General features: G+C 73.7%; 12 protein-coding genes. 5 read left to right on the top strand and 7 right to left on the bottom strand.

Features of this window, described 5'->3' with window-relative positions; genetic code table 11:
• Positions 1–5 precede the first annotated feature (5 nt).
• From HF526_RS01515 to HF526_RS01530, 4 genes are all read right to left on the bottom strand, one after another.
• Positions 6–806 (bottom strand): hypothetical protein, encoded by an 801-nt coding sequence (locus HF526_RS01515; RefSeq protein WP_169379381.1) that lies wholly within the window; start codon positions 804–806, stop codon positions 6–8.
• 273 nt (positions 807–1,079) lie between these two features.
• Positions 1,080–1,835 (bottom strand): succinate dehydrogenase/fumarate reductase iron-sulfur subunit, encoded by a 756-nt coding sequence (locus HF526_RS01520; RefSeq protein ID WP_169379382.1) that lies wholly within the window; start codon positions 1,833–1,835, stop codon positions 1,080–1,082.
• Positions 1,832–3,775, bottom strand: a complete 1,944-nt coding sequence (locus HF526_RS01525; RefSeq protein WP_169379383.1) for a fumarate reductase/succinate dehydrogenase flavoprotein subunit — start codon at positions 3,773–3,775, stop codon at positions 1,832–1,834. Before HF526_RS01525 ends, HF526_RS01520 begins: the two co-directional genes overlap by 4 nt.
• 1 nt (position 3,776) lies before the next feature.
• The gene (locus HF526_RS01530) at positions 3,777–4,433 is read right to left on the bottom strand and encodes a succinate dehydrogenase cytochrome b subunit (protein WP_338051215.1); all 657 of its coding nucleotides are present in this window, start codon (positions 4,431–4,433) and stop codon (positions 3,777–3,779) included.
• 146 nt (positions 4,434–4,579) lie between these two features.
• Between HF526_RS01530 and HF526_RS01535 the strand changes: the two genes are divergently transcribed.
• Positions 4,580–5,551 (top strand): LysR substrate-binding domain-containing protein, encoded by a 972-nt coding sequence (locus tag HF526_RS01535; protein WP_169379385.1) that lies wholly within the window; start codon positions 4,580–4,582, stop codon positions 5,549–5,551.
• Between the two features lie 37 nt (positions 5,552–5,588).
• Here the strand turns inward: HF526_RS01535 and recX are convergent, their stop codons facing one another.
• The 3 genes from recX to HF526_RS01550 form a co-directional block, all read right to left on the bottom strand.
• A complete protein-coding gene (gene recX, locus HF526_RS36090; RefSeq protein WP_338051217.1) occupies positions 5,589–6,698 on the bottom strand; it encodes a recombination regulator RecX in 1,110 nt (369 codons plus the stop codon).
• A 5-nt stretch (positions 6,699–6,703) separates the two neighbouring features.
• The gene (recA, locus tag HF526_RS01545) at positions 6,704–7,744 is read right to left on the bottom strand and encodes a recombinase RecA (protein WP_169379386.1); all 1,041 of its coding nucleotides are present in this window, start codon (positions 7,742–7,744) and stop codon (positions 6,704–6,706) included.
• 236 nt (positions 7,745–7,980) lie between these two features.
• Positions 7,981–8,175 (bottom strand): DUF3046 domain-containing protein, encoded by a 195-nt coding sequence (locus HF526_RS01550; protein ID WP_169379387.1) that lies wholly within the window; start codon positions 8,173–8,175, stop codon positions 7,981–7,983.
• 158 nt (positions 8,176–8,333) lie between these two features.
• On the opposite strand from HF526_RS01550, the gene HF526_RS01555 reads away from it, so the two are divergent.
• The 4 genes from HF526_RS01555 to HF526_RS01570 all read left to right on the top strand — a co-directional run bounded on the left by HF526_RS01555 (position 8,334) and on the right by HF526_RS01570 (position 16,356).
• Positions 8,334–9,740: a DUF6777 domain-containing protein gene (locus HF526_RS01555; protein ID WP_169379388.1), complete on the top strand. Its 1,407-nt coding sequence runs from the start codon at positions 8,334–8,336 to the stop codon at positions 9,738–9,740.
• A 57-nt stretch (positions 9,741–9,797) separates the two neighbouring features.
• Positions 9,798–11,138 carry a CoA transferase gene (locus HF526_RS01560; protein WP_211176618.1) on the top strand — a complete coding sequence of 447 codons (1,341 nt, stop codon included), beginning with the start codon at positions 9,798–9,800 and terminating at the stop codon, positions 11,136–11,138.
• Between the two features lie 5 nt (positions 11,139–11,143).
• On the top strand, positions 11,144–11,281 hold the full coding sequence (locus HF526_RS01565; protein ID WP_338051218.1) for a hypothetical protein: 138 nt from the start codon (positions 11,144–11,146) through the stop codon (positions 11,279–11,281).
• Between the two features lie 182 nt (positions 11,282–11,463).
• Positions 11,464–16,356: an ATP-dependent helicase gene (locus HF526_RS01570; RefSeq protein WP_338051219.1), complete on the top strand. Its 4,893-nt coding sequence runs from the start codon at positions 11,464–11,466 to the stop codon at positions 16,354–16,356.
• The last annotated feature ends 1 nt before the right edge of the window (position 16,357 follow it).

Below are 16,357 nucleotides of genomic sequence, written 5' to 3' on the forward strand. Positions count from 1 at the left end.
CCTCCTCAGTTGATGATGCGCAGGTCGGGGATCCAGCCGGCCGAGACGGCCATGATGTAGAAGTCCGTGACCGCCAGGGTCACCAGCGTGGTCCAGGCCAGCTGCATGTGCTTGCCGTTGAGCCGGCTCACCTGACCCCACAGCTTGTAGCGCAACGGGTGCTTGGAGAAGTGGTTCAGCCGGCCGCCGATGATGCTGCGGCACGAATGGCAGGACAGCGTGTAGGCCCACAGGAACACCACGTTGATCAGCAGGATGATGTTGCCCAGGCCGAGGCCGAAGCTGCCGTCGGCCTTCTGAAAGGCCCTGATCGCGTCGTAGGTGTTGATGATCGAGATGAGCGCCGCGATGTAGAAGAAGTAGCGGTGCAGGTTCTGGAACAGCAGCGGGAAACGGGTCTCCCCGGTGTAGCGCTGGTGCGGCTCGGCCACCGCGCAGGCCGGCGGCGACAACCAGAACGCCCGGTAGTAGGCCTTCCGGTAGTAGTAGCAGGTGAGCCGGAACAGCAGCAGAAACGGCAGCGAGATCGCGGCGTACGGCAGCCACCACACGTCGGGGAGGAACCGGCCGAAGTGTGCGGCCTGCTCCACGCAGCCGTTCGACACACACGGCGAGTAGAACGGCGTCAGGTAGTTGTAGTCCGCGACGAAGTACCACTCCTGCATGAAGGCCCGGACCGTGGCGTAGATGACCCAGGCGCCCAGGCCCACCGCGGTCGCCAATGGCGGCAGCCACCATCGATCCGTGCGGAGTGTCCGTGCCGCGATCTGCGCCCGCCCGGCGGACGCGTCTGTGGTGGATGACACGTCAGGGGTGTCCTCATCTGTCGAAGCCGACGGCGCCGCTCCGGACAGCCCCCAGGATGAAGGCCACCAGTACGCCACATCGTCGGGTCGTATGGATCACAGTGAGCCTACGACGGAAGTCACACCGACGGCGGATCAGGGTGGGAACAAAACCGCTGCTGGAGACCGGGGTCACACCCGGGGGACGCACCCGTGACGTGCTGCGGGAACGGCGAAGCGCCCGGCCCCGTCGTGGGGCCGGGCCGCTCCGGGTGCGGCGTCACGCCGCTGTCGTCACGCGCCCTTGCGGCGGGCCTTCCGCGCGTTGAGGTAGTCCCGGTTGAGCTGGGAGATGACGTCGAGCGGGATCTCCTTGGGGCAGGCGACGGCGCACTCACCGGTGTTGGTGCACCCGCCGAACCCGGAGGCGTCGTGCTCGGAGACCATCGCCAGCACCCGGCTGTTGCGCTCGGGCTGGCCCTGCGGCAGCTCACCGAGGTGGGTGATCTTCGCGCCGAGGAACAGCGACGCCGAGCCGTTCGGGCACGCCGCCACGCAGGCACCGCAGCCGATACAGGCCGCGGCGGCGAACGCGCGGTCGGCGTGCTCCTTCGGCACCGGGGCGGCGTGCGCGTCGGGCGCGGACCCGGTCGGGGCACTGATGTAGCCACCGGCCTGGATGATCCGGTCGAAGGCGTTCCGGTCGACGACCAGGTCCTTGATCACCGGGAACGCGCCGGCCCGGAAGGGCTCGATGGTGATCGTGTCGCCGTCGGAGAAGTGCCGCATGTGCAGCTGGCAGGTGGTGGTCGCCTTCTCCGGGCCGTGCGGCTGGCCGTCGATCACCATGCTGCACGAGCCGCAGATCCCCTCGCGGCAGTCGTGGTCGAAGGCCACCGGGTCCTCGCCCGCCAGGGCGAGCTTCTCGTTGAGCACGTCGAGCAGCTCGAGGAACGACATGTCCGGCGACGCGTCGTCCACGTCGTAGTTGACGATCTTGCCCTTGTCGTCGGCGTTCTGCTGCCGCCAGACCTTGAGGTGCAACTTCACTTGTAGCTCCGCTGGCTGGGGGTCACGTACTCGAAGGTCAGGTCCTCCTTGTGGAGGACCGGGGCCTCGCCGCGGCCGGTGTACTCCCACGCGGCGGCGTAGGAGAAGTTCTCGTCGTCACGGGCGGCCTCGCCGTCCTCGGTCTGGCTCTCCCCGCGGAAGTGCCCGCCGCAGGACTCGGTGCGGTGCAGCGCGTCGAGGCACATGAGCTCGCCGAGCTCGAGGAAGTCCGCGACCCGGCCGGCCCGCTCGAGGCTCTGGTTGAGCTCGACGCCCGTGCCCGGCACCTTGACGTTCTCCCAGAACTCCTTGCGCAGCTCGGGGATCCGGTCCAGCGCCTTGCGCAGGCCGGCATCGGTGCGCTCCATGCCGCACTGCTCCCACATGATGTGGCCGAGCTCGCGGTGAAAGGAGTCGACGGTGCGCTCGCCGTTGATCGACAGCAGCGTGTCGACGCGCTCGGCGACGTCGGCCTCGGCCTGCTTCACCTCGGGAGCGTCCGGGTCCACCGGGCCGTGCTTGTAGGTGGCCAGGTAGTCGCCGATCGTGTTGGGCAGCACGAAGTAGCCGTCGGCCAGGCCCTGCATCAGCGCGGAGGCGCCGAGCCGGTTGGCGCCGTGGTCGGAGAAGTTGGCCTCGCCGACCACGAACAGGCCCGGGATGGTGCTCTGCAGGTCGTAGTCGACCCACAGCCCGCCCATCGTGTAGTGCACCGCCGGGAAGATCCGCATCGGGACCTGGTAGGGGTCCTCGCCGGTGATGCGCTGGTACATCTGGAACAGGTTCCCGTACTTCGCCGCGACGGCCGGGCGGCCGAGGCGCGAGATGACCTCGGCGAAGTCCAGGTAGACGCCCAGCCCGGTGGGGCCGACGCCGCGGCCCTCGTCGCAGACGTTCTTCGCCGCGCGGGAGGCGATGTCGCGGGGAACGAGGTTGCCGAAGGCCGGGTACTGGCGCTCGAGGAAGTAGTCCCGCTCGTCCTCGGGGATGTCGTTCGGGTTGCGGTCGTCGCCCTTGCGCTCGGGCACCCAGACGCGGCCGTCGTTGCGCAGCGACTCCGACATCAGGGTCAGCTTCGACTGGTGGTCGCCGGAGACCGGGATGCAGGTCGGGTGGATCTGGGTGTAGCAGGGGTTCGCGAACAGCGCGCCCTTGCGGTGCGCCCGCCAGCTCGCGGTGACGTTGCAGCCCTTGGCGTTCGTCGACAGGTAGAAGACGTTGCCGTAGCCGCCGGAGGCCAGCACGACCGCGTCGGCCAGGTGGCTGCGGGTCTCGCCGGTGATCAGGTCGCGGGCGACGATGCCGCGGGCGTGGCCGTCGACGACGATCAGCTCGAGCATCTCGTGCCGCGGGTACATGGTGACCCCGCCGGCGTCGATCTGACGCTCGAGGGCCTGGTAGGCGCCCAGCAGCAGCTGCTGACCCGTCTGACCGCGGGCGTAGAAGGTCCGGGAGACCTGCGCGCCGCCGAAGGAGCGGTTGTCGAGCAGGCCGCCGTACTCGCGGGCGAACGGGACGCCCTGCGCGACGCACTGGTCGATGATCTGGCGGCTGATCTCGGCGAGCCGGTGCACGTTCGACTCGCGGGCGCGGAAGTCGCCGCCCTTGACGGTGTCGTAGAACAGCCGGTAGACGCTGTCGCCGTCGTTGCGGTAGTTCTTCGCGGCGTTGATGCCGCCCTGCGCGGCGATGCTGTGCGCGCGGCGCGGGCTGTCCTGGTAGCAGAACGAGCTGACCCGGTAGCCCAGCTCGGCCAGGGTCGCGGCGGCCGAGCCGCCGGCCAGTCCGGTGCCCACGACGATGATGTGCATCTTGCGCTTGTTCGCGGGGTTGACCAGCTTCACACCGAAGCGCCGGCGCTCCCAGCGGGTCTCGATCGGCCCGTCGGGCGCGGCCTTGTCCACGACCGGCGCGCCGACGGTGTAGTCGACGTAGCTCATATCAGACCAATCCGAAGGTGACGGCGAGCGGGACGGACAGGAAGCCCACGGTCAGCACGACGGCGAAGACCAGGGCGAATCCCTTCAGCGCGTTCTGGGTCGCCGCACTCGAGCGGCCGAACGTCTGCAGGCCGCTCCAGAGCCCGTGGCGCACGTGGAAGCCCACGGCGATGACGGCGATGACGTAGATCAGCGTCGCGTACCAGTGCGACGGCGCGAAGTCCGCGGCCACGTTGTCGTAGACCGCGCCGTGCACACCGTTCGGGTTCAGCGTCCCCGCGGTGAGGTCCAGCAGGTGGTAGACGACGAACAGCGCGATGATCACGCCGCCCCAGCGCATGGTGCGGGCGGCGTAGCTGCCCTGCACCGGCTGGCGGTGGGTGTAGCGGACCGGGCGGGCCGCACGGGCACGGCGGGCCAGCACGATCGCCGAGACGATGTGGGCCACCACCGACACGGTCAGGACCACGCGGATGATCCAGAGGGCCCCGGTGCGCGGCACCGCGGGCTCGAGCATCGTGCGCAGCCACGCGGAGTAGTCGTCGAGGGCGGCAGCCCCGAGGAAGATCTTCAGGTTGCCGATCATGTGCAGCACCAGATAGAGCAGCATGATCGCGCCGGTCACGGCCATCACGTACTTGAGCAGGACGGACGGCACACGCTGCCGCCGTCGCGCGGGAACGGCGCCGCCGGCCGTGCCCGCTCCACGCGCCACTGTTGTCACCACGGCGCACAGTCGACTACCGGGTCCCGCTGCCGTCCAATGCATCGTTGCGACACATTCGATGCACGTAGGCTATAGGCGTGACACTTCAGCAGCTCGCGTACTTCGTCGCGCTGGCGGACGTGCGCAGCTTCACTCGTGCGGCCGATCAATCCGGTGTCGCGCAGCCCACACTGTCCCGCCAGCTGAAGGCCCTGGAGGACGAGCTCGGCGCGCCGCTGGTCAACCGTGGACGTGGCGAGCTGACGCTGACCCCGGCCGGCGAGGCAGTGCTCCCGCTGGCCCGGCGGATTCTCGCGGACTCCGAAAGCGCCCGGACCGCGGTCGCCGAGATCGTCGGGCTGCGCCGCGGGCGGGTCCGGGTGGGCGCCACGCCCTCGCTGTGCATCGGCGTGGTGGCCGACGTGCTGCGGGTCTTCCACGAGCAGTACCCGGACATCCATCTCGAACTGAGTGAGAACGGTTCGCAGCCGCTGGTCCGCGACCTCACCCGCGGCCTGCTCGACGTCGCGGTCCTCGTCGTGCCGCGGGAGGGCCTCGACCCGTCGCTGGAGATCACCCCGCTGATGCGGGAACGCCTCTCGGTGGCCTCGCCGCGGTCCGGGCGGCCGCCGTCGGGTCGCGGTTCGATGTCGGTGGCCGAGCTGTCCCGGCGCTCGCTGGTGATGTTCCGCAAGGGCTACGACCTGCGCGAGGTGACGCTGCAGGCCTACGCCGACGCCGGGGTGACCCCGAAGTTCGCCGTCGAGGGCGGCGAGATGGACGCGGTCCTGCGGATGGTCGAGGCCGGGACGGGCGTCGCCGTGGTGCCCGACCTGGTGTTCGCCGGCCGACCGCGGCTGCGCCGGACCGTGCTCACCCCACCGTTGTATCGGACCGTCGCGCTGGCCCGCCGCTCCGACGTCGCGCCCACCCAGGCCTCCCAGGCCTTCTGCGACACGCTGCTGTCGTTCATCGGCGAGGTGTCCGCGATCGGCGGGCTCTCCGCGGACGTGCAGGTGCTGCACCGGTGGCGGGAGGAGACCCCGCGCCGGCCCGCCCCCCGGAACTGACCGGCTCTCGGGGCTGAGCGGCTCTGGCGGGCTGCGCTCAGTCCTCGTCGCCGGACGGCAACTGCTCGGCCAGCTCGGCGGCGTGCTCGGCGAGTGCTTCCCGCACCGCCCGGTAGGCGACGCCCGCGGGGTAGCCCTTGCGGGCGAGCATGCCCAGCAGCCGGCGGGCCACGGCCTCGTCGACCTCGCCGCGCTGAGTGCGCAGCTTGCGGTCCACGAGCTCACGGGCGCGCTGTTCCTCGGCCTCCTGGTCGACCTCGGCGAGCGCCTCGCCCGCGGTCTCGTCGTCGACACCCTTGCGCCGCAGCTCGATCGCGATGGCGCGCCGGCCCAAGCCGCGGAACGTGTGGCGGGAACGGACCCACTGCCCCGCGAACGCCGCGTCGTCGATCAGGCCGACCTCACCGAACCGGTCGAGCACCCGGGCCGCCGCATCGTCGGGAACGCCGCGCTTGCGCAGCGCCTGGGCGAGCTCCTGCCTGGTCCGGGCGCGGTCGGTGAGCAGCCGCAGGCAGATCGACCGGGCCACCGAGTCCGGGTCGGCGTCGTCGTCACGCTCCGCCGCTCCCCAACCGGTGCGGCCCCGAGCACCGGGCCTGCCCCGGGCCGGGCCCCCGTCGGGCCCGTCGGCGTCCACGCCGGATCGGCGCTGCCGGCGCCGGCCACCAGCGGGACGGTCATCGCCGGGCGCCGCGGCCCGGGAGACGACACCACCGCCGTTCAGGCTGTCGGACTCGGCGTCGGCCCCGACCGGCCGGTCGCCGGAGCCCTCCCGCCCGGCAGCGCCGGCGCGCCGGGCCCGTCCCCCGGCCGGGGAGCGGCGACGGTCCGTGGTGGGCGCGTCCCCGGCGTCCGGCATCCGGGCCGAGTTCCGGCGGCCACGGGCCGGCTCGGAGGTGTCGAACCGTGCGACGGGCACCGGACCGGGACCGCCGGTCGTCCCCAGGTCGTCCAGTGACGCCACCGGGGCCGGACCCGGAGCGTCGGCCGTCGCGCCGACGTCGTCGAGGGCGGCAACCGCATATCGGTCCTGCTGCTCACCGATGACGAAGTCGTCCAACCGGGCGACGCGCACGCCCGAGGGCCGCTGCGCTGTGCCGTCGCCCGGCTCGGTGCGGCCCTCGGGCCGCTCGTCCGGGCCTTCCATCGGGCTCAGAAGTCGACCGGCGCCGGCAGCGGCTCCGCGTCGGCGTCGAGCACCGCGCCGATACCGAGCTTCTCCTTGATCTTCTTCTCGATCTCGGCCGCGACGTCCGGGTTGTCCTTGAGGAACTTCCGGGCGTTCTCCTTGCCCTGGCCCATCTGGTCGCCCTCGTAGGTGTACCAGGCACCGGACTTGCGGATGATGCCCTGCTCCACGCCGACGTCGATCAGCGAGCCCTCACGGCTGATGCCGACGCCGTAGAGCACGTCGAACTCGGCCTGCTTGAACGGCGGGGCGACCTTGTTCTTCACGACCTTGACGCGGGTCCGGCTACCGACCATGTCGGTGCCGTCCTTGAGCGTCTCGATGCGGCGGATGTCGAGACGCACCGAGGCGTAGAACTTCAGCGCCTTGCCACCGGTCGTGGTCTCCGGCGACCCGAACATGACGCCGATCTTCTCGCGCAACTGGTTGATGAAGATCGCGGTGGTGCCGGAGTTGCTCAGCGCACCGGTGATCTTCCGCAGTGCCTGGCTCATCAGCCGGGCCTGCAGGCCGACGTGGCTGTCGCCCATCTCACCCTCGATCTCCGCGCGGGGCACCAGGGCCGCCACCGAGTCGATGACGATGATGTCGAGCGCGCCGGAGCGGATCAGCATGTCGGCGATCTCGAGTGCCTGCTCACCGGTGTCGGGCTGGGAGACCAGCAGATCGTCGGTGTTGACCCCGAGTGCCTTGGCGTACTCCGGGTCGAGCGCGTGCTCGGCGTCGATGAAGGCCGCGATACCGCCGGCCGCCTGGGCGTTGGCCACCGCGTGCAGCGCCACCGTGGTCTTACCGCTGGACTCCGGGCCGTAGATCTCCACCACCCGGCCGCGGGGCAGCCCCCCGACGCCGAGTGCGACGTCGAGCGCGATGGAACCGGTGGGGATCACACCGATCGGCGGGCGGGTCTCGTCGCCGAGGCGCATCACCGAGCCCTTGCCGTGGTTCTTCTCGATCTGGGCGAGAGCGAGCTGAAGCGCCTTCTCGCGGTCGGGTGCGGTCATCTCTTGCCACCTCGCTGATGTGCGCTCTGGGGCGGTCCGGGACTGTGCGGTTGAGGTCTTGCGGGGAGCCACGGATGAAACCGTATTGGGTCGCACCGACAGTCCCGACGATCGCGCCGCCAGCTGTGGACGGCTGGGCCGCGATGTGCACAACAGCGTATACGAACGCCTGTTCGATCGGCTACCGACACGCCGATCCGATACCCTCCGGCGCTGCGTGCCGGCTCCGTGCCGGTTCAGCGTCGCTGCGCCGGCACGTCGTAGGCCTCGCACACCGCCAACCAGACCTTCTTCGGGTCGATGCCGTCCTCGATGGCCTGGTCGACGGTCCGCCCCCCGAGCTCGGCGAAGACGTGGTCCCTGGCCAGCGAGCCGGCGCGGACCGGGCCGAACTCGCCCTCCATCAGCTGACGAAAGTGGGTCAGTCGCACCGTGTCGAGGGTAGGGCTCCGATCACCGCCGCGCTCCCGGCGGGCCCGCCGCCCACCGGGCGCGACCGGCCGCGCTCCGCCCGGCGCCGGGACCTTGGGCTCTGCCGCCGGGCACCGGATCGCGCCTGTGATGGGGCTTCCGGATCGGGGGTGGGCTCATGTCGGTGGTACGGACGTGCCTGGCGATGGCGACCGTGCTGGCCATGACCCTGGGTGTGCTCCTGATCTGGCGGGGTCCGCCCCGGAGTGCGCCCGCACCTCCCGGGGCCGGGTCCGCGCCGGCGACCGAGGCCGCACCCGCGCCCGCACCCGACGCCGTGGCGCTGGAGGCGGTGTCGACCCCGCAGCCGGATCCGTTCACCGCGCCCGTGGGCGCCGACCAGGCCGGCCTCAGCCCCGTCGAGACCGCCGGCGGGACGCTGCTGGCCGACAGCCCCGGCGTCTACGGGGTGACGGCGGCAGGGCCCGCGTGCGACCGCGAGCGACTGATCGCCCTGCTGAGGGCCGACCCGCGGGTCGCGGACGCCTGGGCGGGCGTGCTCGACATCGATCCCGACGCGATACCCGGCTACGTCCGCGGACTGTCCCCGGCGATTCTGCGGTCGGACACATTCCTCACCGATCACGGGTATGCCGACGGCGATGCCACCGAAGTGCCTGCGGTGTTGCAGGCGGGCACGGCGGTGCTGGTCGACCGTTTCGGCCAGCCGGCGGTCAAATGCTCCTGCGGCGACCCGTTGACCCCGCCGATGGGCTACCTCCGGGCTCCGTCCTTCCACGGCCTGCCCTGGGCGGGGTTCACGCCGGGCGCCATCACGGTCATCCGGCGGTCGCCCGTCATGATCGATCGGTTCGTCATGGCCGACGTCCCCGGCGGGGCGGCGCTGATCGTGGTCCCGGGCACGGCCGGCTACCGGCCAGCTCCGCCGGGAACCGCCCTGCAGCCCGCCGTGCTCCACGACCACCCCTGGTCGGCCGCCGGGCCGCAGCCGTCGGCCTCCCCCGGCACGAGCCCGGCCACTCCGCCCACCGGCACGGAGCCGTCGCCGGGCACCGCGAACCCCGTGCCGCACGCGGTGCCGAGCGCCCCCGCCGACGGCTCGACCCCACCGCCGGTCACCACGGCCGGCGGGCCGCCGGACACCGCGACGGGACGACAGGCACCGGCCACCCCGCCGACGACGGCGACGACCCCGGCGACCCCGGCGACCCCGGCGACCCCGGCGACCCCGGCGACCCCGGCGACCCCGGCGAACCCGGCGAACCCGGCGACACTGCCGCCGAACCCGGTCACGCAGGCACCGCCGGCGCCGCTCACCCAGGAGCCGCCCGCGCCGGTCACGACCCGGCAGCCGCGGACCACCGCGGCAAGCCCGCCGACGACGATCGTGCCCGGCCCGCCGGCCACCACGACGGGACCGTCGACAGCCACGAGGCGATCGGAGCGCACGCCGGCGACGGGCGCCCCCACGGCCGGGCCGCCGACGACGACGACCCGACAGAGCACCGGACAGTCGCCGGGCAGCTTCACGACCCGGCCGCCGGCCGGCCCGGCCACCCGGTGAATCCGGGCCGGCCCGGACGGCGTCCCCGCGGCGCCCGCGGATGGCAGGCTGAGCGACGTGTGGGAACGACTGCTGCAGCAGGCCTGGAACGCCGTCGGCGGTGCGGCCGGCGAGCCCGACCGGCTCACCGTCACCGGACCCATGGACACCCTGCGCTCCCGGTTCCGGGTGACCGGGGTGGGGGTCGCCGCCGTCGGGGCGAGCCTGCTCGCGGCCACCACGGCCGGCCGGGACCCGGTCGGGCTCGACACCCGCCAGCTCGCGGTCGCCCTGCGCAGCGAGCGGTACCTGCGTCGCGACGGCGCCCGCGCGGGCGACCCGTTCGACCCGCTGTCGGCCTTCCACCGCACCGCCGACGGGTGGCTGCGGCTGCACGCGAACTACCCGTGGCACCGGGCCGCGGCGCTGCGGGTGCTGGGCTGCGACGGGTCGGCGGGGCCGGACGAGCTGGCCGCCGCGGTGCGGCGGTGGTCGTCGGTCGAGCTCGAGACCGCGCTGCACGAGGCCGGCGGGGTGGCCGCTGCGGTGCGCACCGAGCAGGAATGGTGGGCCACCGAGGCGGGCCGGGCGGCCCGGTCGCTGCCGCTCGTCGAGCGCAGGGACCTGGGCCCGGCCGCGCCGCGCCCGCAGCGCCGGCCCCGGGTGCTGGACCTGACCCGGGTCATCGCGGGCCCGGTCGCCACCCGCACGCTGGCCGCGCACGGTGCCGACGTGCTCCGGCTCGACGCCCCGGGCCGGCCGGAGATCCCGCTGCAGTACTGGGACACCCTGCCCGGCAAGCGCAGCGCGCTGCTCGACCTGCGCACCGACGGCACCCGGCTGGAGGAACTGCTGGCCGGCGCCGACGTCGTGGTCACGGGCTACCGCCCGGGCGCGCTCGACCGGTTCGGGCTCGAGCCACGGAAGCTCGCCGCCCGGCATCCGGGCCTGACGATCGTGACGCTGTCGGCCTGGGGCCACCGCGGGCCGTGGGCGCAGCGGCGCGGCTTCGACAGCCTGGTGCAGGCGGCCACCGGTATCGGATTCGTGGAGAGCGGTGGGGACCCGCAGCGGCCGCCGGGGGCGCTGCCCGCGCAGGTCCTGGACCACGCGACGGGCTATCTGGCGGCTGCGGCGACGCTGGTCGCGCTGGCCGGGCAGCGCCGGACCGGAGGCACCCCGCACGTGCGGTTGTCGCTGGTGGGGACGGCGGCGTGGCTGCTGGACCAGCCCCGGGCCGACGGCCCGGTGGAGGTTGCGGAGGTCGACGCGGCGCCGCATCTCGAGGTCGTCGACGCCCCGGACGGCCGGCTCACCCTCGCGTCGCCGCCGGGCACCGTCCACGGTGGCGGCCTGCACTGGCCGGCTCCGGCGCCGGCCTTCGGCTCGGCGACCCCGGCCTGGACGCCGGTAGTTTGATCGTTGTGTCCGGGTTCCTGCTGCTCGCCCAGGGCGATCCGACCGGCTTCTCCTCCCCGGTCGGGCGGATCGTCGTCCTGCTCGCCCTGCTCTCCTCGCTGGTGGTGCTGTTGCGCTGGTGGTGGCAGCAGCGCAGGCGCTGAGGCCGCGGGCGACCACGCCGGGCCCCTCCAGGCGGGGATCGGCAGCACCGCTGCGAGGCCACCTGTGGGTGTCCGATCCGGCGCTCCTGCCCTGGTCAACGGCGGCCGGGGGGCGGCCTCGAAGATCCTCGCCGGGGTCGTCGGCAGGCGTAATGTCGGTGGTCGACTGCACTATGAACAACGTGAATGACGCATCGGCGCGAGGCGCCGCCCGCGGCGCATCGGCGCCGACCGTTCTGGACAACTTCTCCCCCGCGACCCGTGACTGGTTCCGTGGCGCCTTCGCCGCCCCGACCGCCGCCCAGGAGGGTGCGTGGACCGCGGCACAGGCCGGCAAGCACGCCCTGGTCGTCGCTCCCACCGGTTCCGGCAAGACCCTGGCGGCGTTTCTCTGGGCGCTCGACCGGCTGGCCTGCGCCCCCGCCCCCGGCGAACCCGGGCACCGCTGCCGGGTGCTGTACGTGTCGCCGCTCAAGGCGCTCGCGGTCGACGTGCAGCGCAACCTGCGCTCCCCGCTGGCCGGCATCCGGCAGGCGGCACGGCGGATCGGCGCCCCGGTCCCGGACATCACCGTCGGCATGCGCACCGGCGACACCCCCGCCAAGGAGCGCAGGCTCTTCGCCCGCACTCCGCCGGACGTGCTGGTCACCACTCCGGAGTCGCTGTTCCTGCTGCTCACCTCCGCGGCACGGGAGTCGCTGCGCGGGGTGGAGACGGTCATCCTCGACGAGGTGCACGCGGTGGCGGGCACCAAGCGCGGCGCGCACCTGGCGGTGTCGCTGGAGCGGCTCGACGAACTGCTGGTGAACGGCCCGGCGCAGCGGATCGGCCTGTCGGCCACGGTCCGCCCGATCGACGAGGTCTCCACGTTCCTGGCCGGCGCGCGGCCGGTGGAGATCGTCCGGCCCGAGACCCCCAAGACGATCGAGGTCTCGGTCGAGGTCCCGGTGCCCGATCTCGCGGCGCTCGACGAGCGTCCGGCGCCGGGCAGCTCCGACGAGGAGGTCATCGGGTCGGCCGCCGGCACCGCACAGCGGCCCTCGATCTGGCCGGCGGTGGAGCGCCGGCTGCTGGACCTGGTCCGCGAGCACCGGTCGACGATCGTGTTCGCGAACTCGCGGCGGCTCGCCGAACGTCTCACGTCGCGGCTCAACGAGCTGGCGGCGGAGGAGGCCGCCACTGCGGAGGCCCAGGACCTCGACGACCCGGACCTCGGCGCTGCCGGCCTCCCGGACAGGTTCCCGGCCGAGGCGGTCGGGCAGTCGGGCGTCGGCGGCGGAACCCTGCCGACGGTCGCCAAGGCCCACCACGGCTCGATGTCGCGCGAGCAGCGGACCCTGGTCGAGGAGGAGCTCAAGGGCGGCCTGCTGCCCTGCGTGGTGGCCACCTCCAGCCTGGAGCTGGGCATCGACATGGGCGCGGTCGACCTGGTCGTACAGGTGGAGGCGCCGCCGAGCGTCGCGTCCGGGCTGCAGCGGGTCGGCCGGGCCGGGCACCAGGTCGGCGCGGTGTCGCGCGGCGTGGTGTTCCCGAAGTACCGCGGCGACCTGGTGTCCTGCGCGGTCGTGGCCGAACGGATGGCCGGCGGGGCGATCGAGTCGCTGCGCTACCCGCGCAACCCCCTCGACGTGCTGGCCCAGCACATCGTCGCCATGGTGGCGATGGAGCCGTGGCAGCTCGACGACCTGGCGAAGGTCGTCCGGCGGGCCGCCCCGTTCACGGCGCTGCCCGATTCGGCGCTGCACGCGACGCTGGACATGCTGGCCGGGCGCTACCCGAGCGAGGAGTTCGGCGAGCTGCGCGCCCGCATCACCTGGGACCGGGTGACCGACGAGCTGCGCGGCCGGCCCGGCGCGCAACGGCTGGCCGTCACGTCCGGCGGGACCATCCCCGACCGTGGCCTGTTCATGGTCATGACGCCGGGCGGTGCCGACGGCGCCGGCTCGCGGGTCGGTGAGCTCGACGAGGAGATGGTGTACGAGTCCCGGGTGGGCGACACGTTCCTGCTCGGCACCTCGTCGTGGAAGATCGAGGACATCACCCACGACCGGGTGATCGTCACCCCGGCGCCCGGGCAACCGGCACGGATGCCGTTCTGGAAGGGCGAGTCGATCGGCCGCCCGCTGGAGCTGGGCCGCGCGGTGGGTGCCTTCGTCCGGGAGATGTCGGGGCTGGAGGACGAGCCGGCGCGGGCCCGTGCCGGCGCCGCCGGCCTCGACGAATGGGCCACCGACAACCTGCTCGCGTACCTGCGCGAGCAGCGCGAGACCACCCGGCACGTGCCCAGCGACCGGACGATCCTGGTCGAGCGGTTCCGCGACGAGCTGGGCGACTGGCGCCTCGTCGTGCACTCCCCGTTCGGCGCCCAGGTCAACGGCCCGTGGGGGCTGGCGATCGCGGCCCGGATGCGGGAGCGGCGCGGGGTCGAGGTGCACGCCGCCGGCGCCGACGACGGGATCGTGCTGCGGCTGCCCGACGCGGTCGACGAGAACGGCGCCGAGGTCGTGCCCACCGCGGAGGACGTGCTGCTCGACCCGGCCGAGATCGAGCAGGTCGTGGTGGCCGAGCTGGGCGGGTCGTCGCTGTTCGCGTCCCGGTTCCGGGAGTGCGCGGCGCGCGCGCTGCTGCTCCCCCGCCGGGACCCGAAGCGGCGCAGCCCGCTGTGGCAGCAGCGGCAGCGCTCCGCGCAGCTGCTCGCGGTGGCCGGCAGGTACGAGCAGTTCCCGGTGACGCTCGAGGCGATGCGCGAGTGCGTGCAGGACGTCTACGACCTGCCCGGCCTGCGCGAGCTGATGTCCGACGTGGTGGCGCGCAAGGTGAAGGTCGTCGAGGTCGCGACCCCGTCGCCGTCGCCGTTCGCGCGCAGCCTGCTGTTCGGCTACATCGGGATGTTCCTGTACGAGATGGACGCGCCGCTGGCCGAGCGCCGGGCGGCCGCGCTGTCGCTGGACTCGACGCTGCTGGCCGAGCTGCTCGGATCGGAGGCGATCCGCGAGCTGCTCGACCCCGAGGTGCTGGCCCAGGTCGAGGCCTCGCTGCAGCGCCTCGCGCAGGACCGGCACGCCCGCGACGCCGAGGGCGCCGCCGACCTGCTGCGCTTCCTCGGCGACCTGACCGAGGCCGAGGCCGCCGAGCGTGGCGTGCGTCCGGAATGGCTGGCCGATCTGGAGTCGGCGCGGCGGGCGATCCGGGTGCGGATCGCCGGTGAGCAGCGCTGGCTGGCGATCGAGGACGCCGGTCGGGTCCGCGACGCGCTGGGCGCCGCGTTGCCGGTCGGGGTGCCCGAGACCTTCACCGAGCCGGTGGCCGACCCGCTCGGCGACCTCGTGCTGCGCTACGCCCGCACCCACGGGCCGTTCCCGGCGGTCGACTGTGCCGCGCGCTTCGGCCTCGGGGTGGCCGTGGTGGCCGGGGTGCTCGACCGGCTGACCGGTGCGGGACGGCTGGTGCGCGGTGAGCTGCGACCGGGCGCGGACGGAGTGGAGTACTGCGACGCCGAGGTGCTGCGCCGGTTGCGCCGCGCCTCGCTGGCCCGGCTGCGCGCCGAGGTCGAGCCCGTCGAGCAGCGGGCGCTCGGCCGGTTCCTGCCGGCGTGGCAGGGCGTGCAGACGGCGAGCCCGGGGACGGGCCGGCGGGGCCGGATGCGCCGGGCGCCGGGTGCCGAGGACGTGCTCGGGGTGGTCGAGCAGTTGGCCGGGGCGCCACTGCCGGCGAGCGCGCTCGAGTCGCTCATCCTCCCCGCCCGGCTGCCCGGGTACTCACCGGCGCTGCTCGACGAGCTGACCGCCTCCGGGGAGGTCACCTGGACCGGGTGCGGGCCGCTGGCCGGCAGCGACGGCTGGCTCGCCGTGGCCCCGTCCGATGTGGCCGACCTGCTGCTGCCCGAGCCCGAGGCCGATGTCGCGGCGACGCCGCTGCACCGGGCGGTGCTCGCTGCGCTGGGGCTGCCGGATCTCGACGCGCCCCCGACCGGAGGCGGTGCGCTGTTCTTCCGGGAGCTGGCCGACCGCGCCGGCCGGGCCCTGGTCGACGCCGGGGAGCCGGCGCCGGCCGACGACGCGGTGGTCACCGCGATCTGGGACCTGGTGTGGGCGGGATTGCTCACCAACGACACCCTCGGTCCACTGCGGGCCCGGCTGTCCGGCGGCCGCGGCGGGGCGCACCGCTCCCGGCGGCCGGCGCCGCGCGGTCGCTACGCGCAGCTGCGCGCCGGGCGCCCGAGCATGCCCGGCCGCGGCGGGCCGCCCTCCGTGGGTGGCCGCTGGGCGCTCGCGGTGGAGCGCGAGCCCGACCCGACGCGCCGGGCGCACGCGCGCGCCGAGGCGTTCCTGGAGCGGCACGGCGTGCTCACCCGCGGGGCGCTGTCCACCGAGCGGGTCGCGGGCGGCTTCGCCGGGGTGTACCGGGTGCTGCGCGCCATGGAGGACTCCGGGCGGTGCCGGCGCGGCTACGTCGTCGACGGGTTGGGAGCCGCCCAGTTCGCGGTGCCGGGGGCGATCGATCGGCTCCGTGCCCTGTCCCGGCCGGAAGACACGTCGTTCGGCGGGGCCGGTGATGCGCCGGCGGCCGGTGGTCCGGCCTTCGACGGCGAGGGGTACGCAGCCCGCGACGATGCCGGCCCCGGCTTCGGGGGGTTCGACGGCGCCCCGATCGACCACGGTTACGACGGCCACCCGGCCGGCCCGGGCCGGGGTGCGGGCAGCGGGCCGTCCCGCGTGGTGCTGGCCGCGGCCGACCCGGCGCAGCCCTACGGGGCGGCGCTGGTCTGGCCGGACACCGTCGGCGACACCAAGCACCGGCCCGGCCGCAAGGCCGGCGCGCTGGTGGTGCTGGTCGAGGGTGCACCCGCGCTCTATGTCGAGCGGGGCGGCCGGTCGCTGCTGTCGTTCACCACCGACCGCGACGAGCTGCGCGCGGGTGCCGAGGCGTTGGCCGGGGCGGTGCACGAAGGCTGGCTGGGCTCGCTGGCGGTGGAGCGCGCCGACGGCGTCGACTCGCTGGGTTCGGAACTCGCCGAGGTGCTCACCGAGGCCGGGTTCCGGGTCACCCCCAAGGGCCTGCGGCTGCGGGCCTGAG

The organism is Pseudonocardia acidicola (assembly GCF_012911935.1).
In the GTDB taxonomy this organism is placed as follows: domain Bacteria; phylum Actinomycetota; class Actinomycetes; order Mycobacteriales; family Pseudonocardiaceae; genus Pseudonocardia; species Pseudonocardia acidicola.

Coding starts and splice junctions, on each gene's coding strand:
- HF526_RS01525 (WP_169379383.1), bottom strand. CDS start 3,775: ATGAGCTACGTCGACTACACCGTCGGCGCGCCGGTCGTGGACAAGGCC.
- recX (WP_338051217.1), bottom strand. CDS start 6,698: ATGGAAGGCCCGGACGAGCGGCCCGAGGGCCGCACCGAGCCGGGCGAC.
- recA (WP_169379386.1), bottom strand. CDS start 7,744: ATGACCGCACCCGACCGCGAGAAGGCGCTTCAGCTCGCTCTCGCCCAG.
- HF526_RS01555 (WP_169379388.1), top strand. CDS start 8,334: ATGTCGGTGGTACGGACGTGCCTGGCGATGGCGACCGTGCTGGCCATG.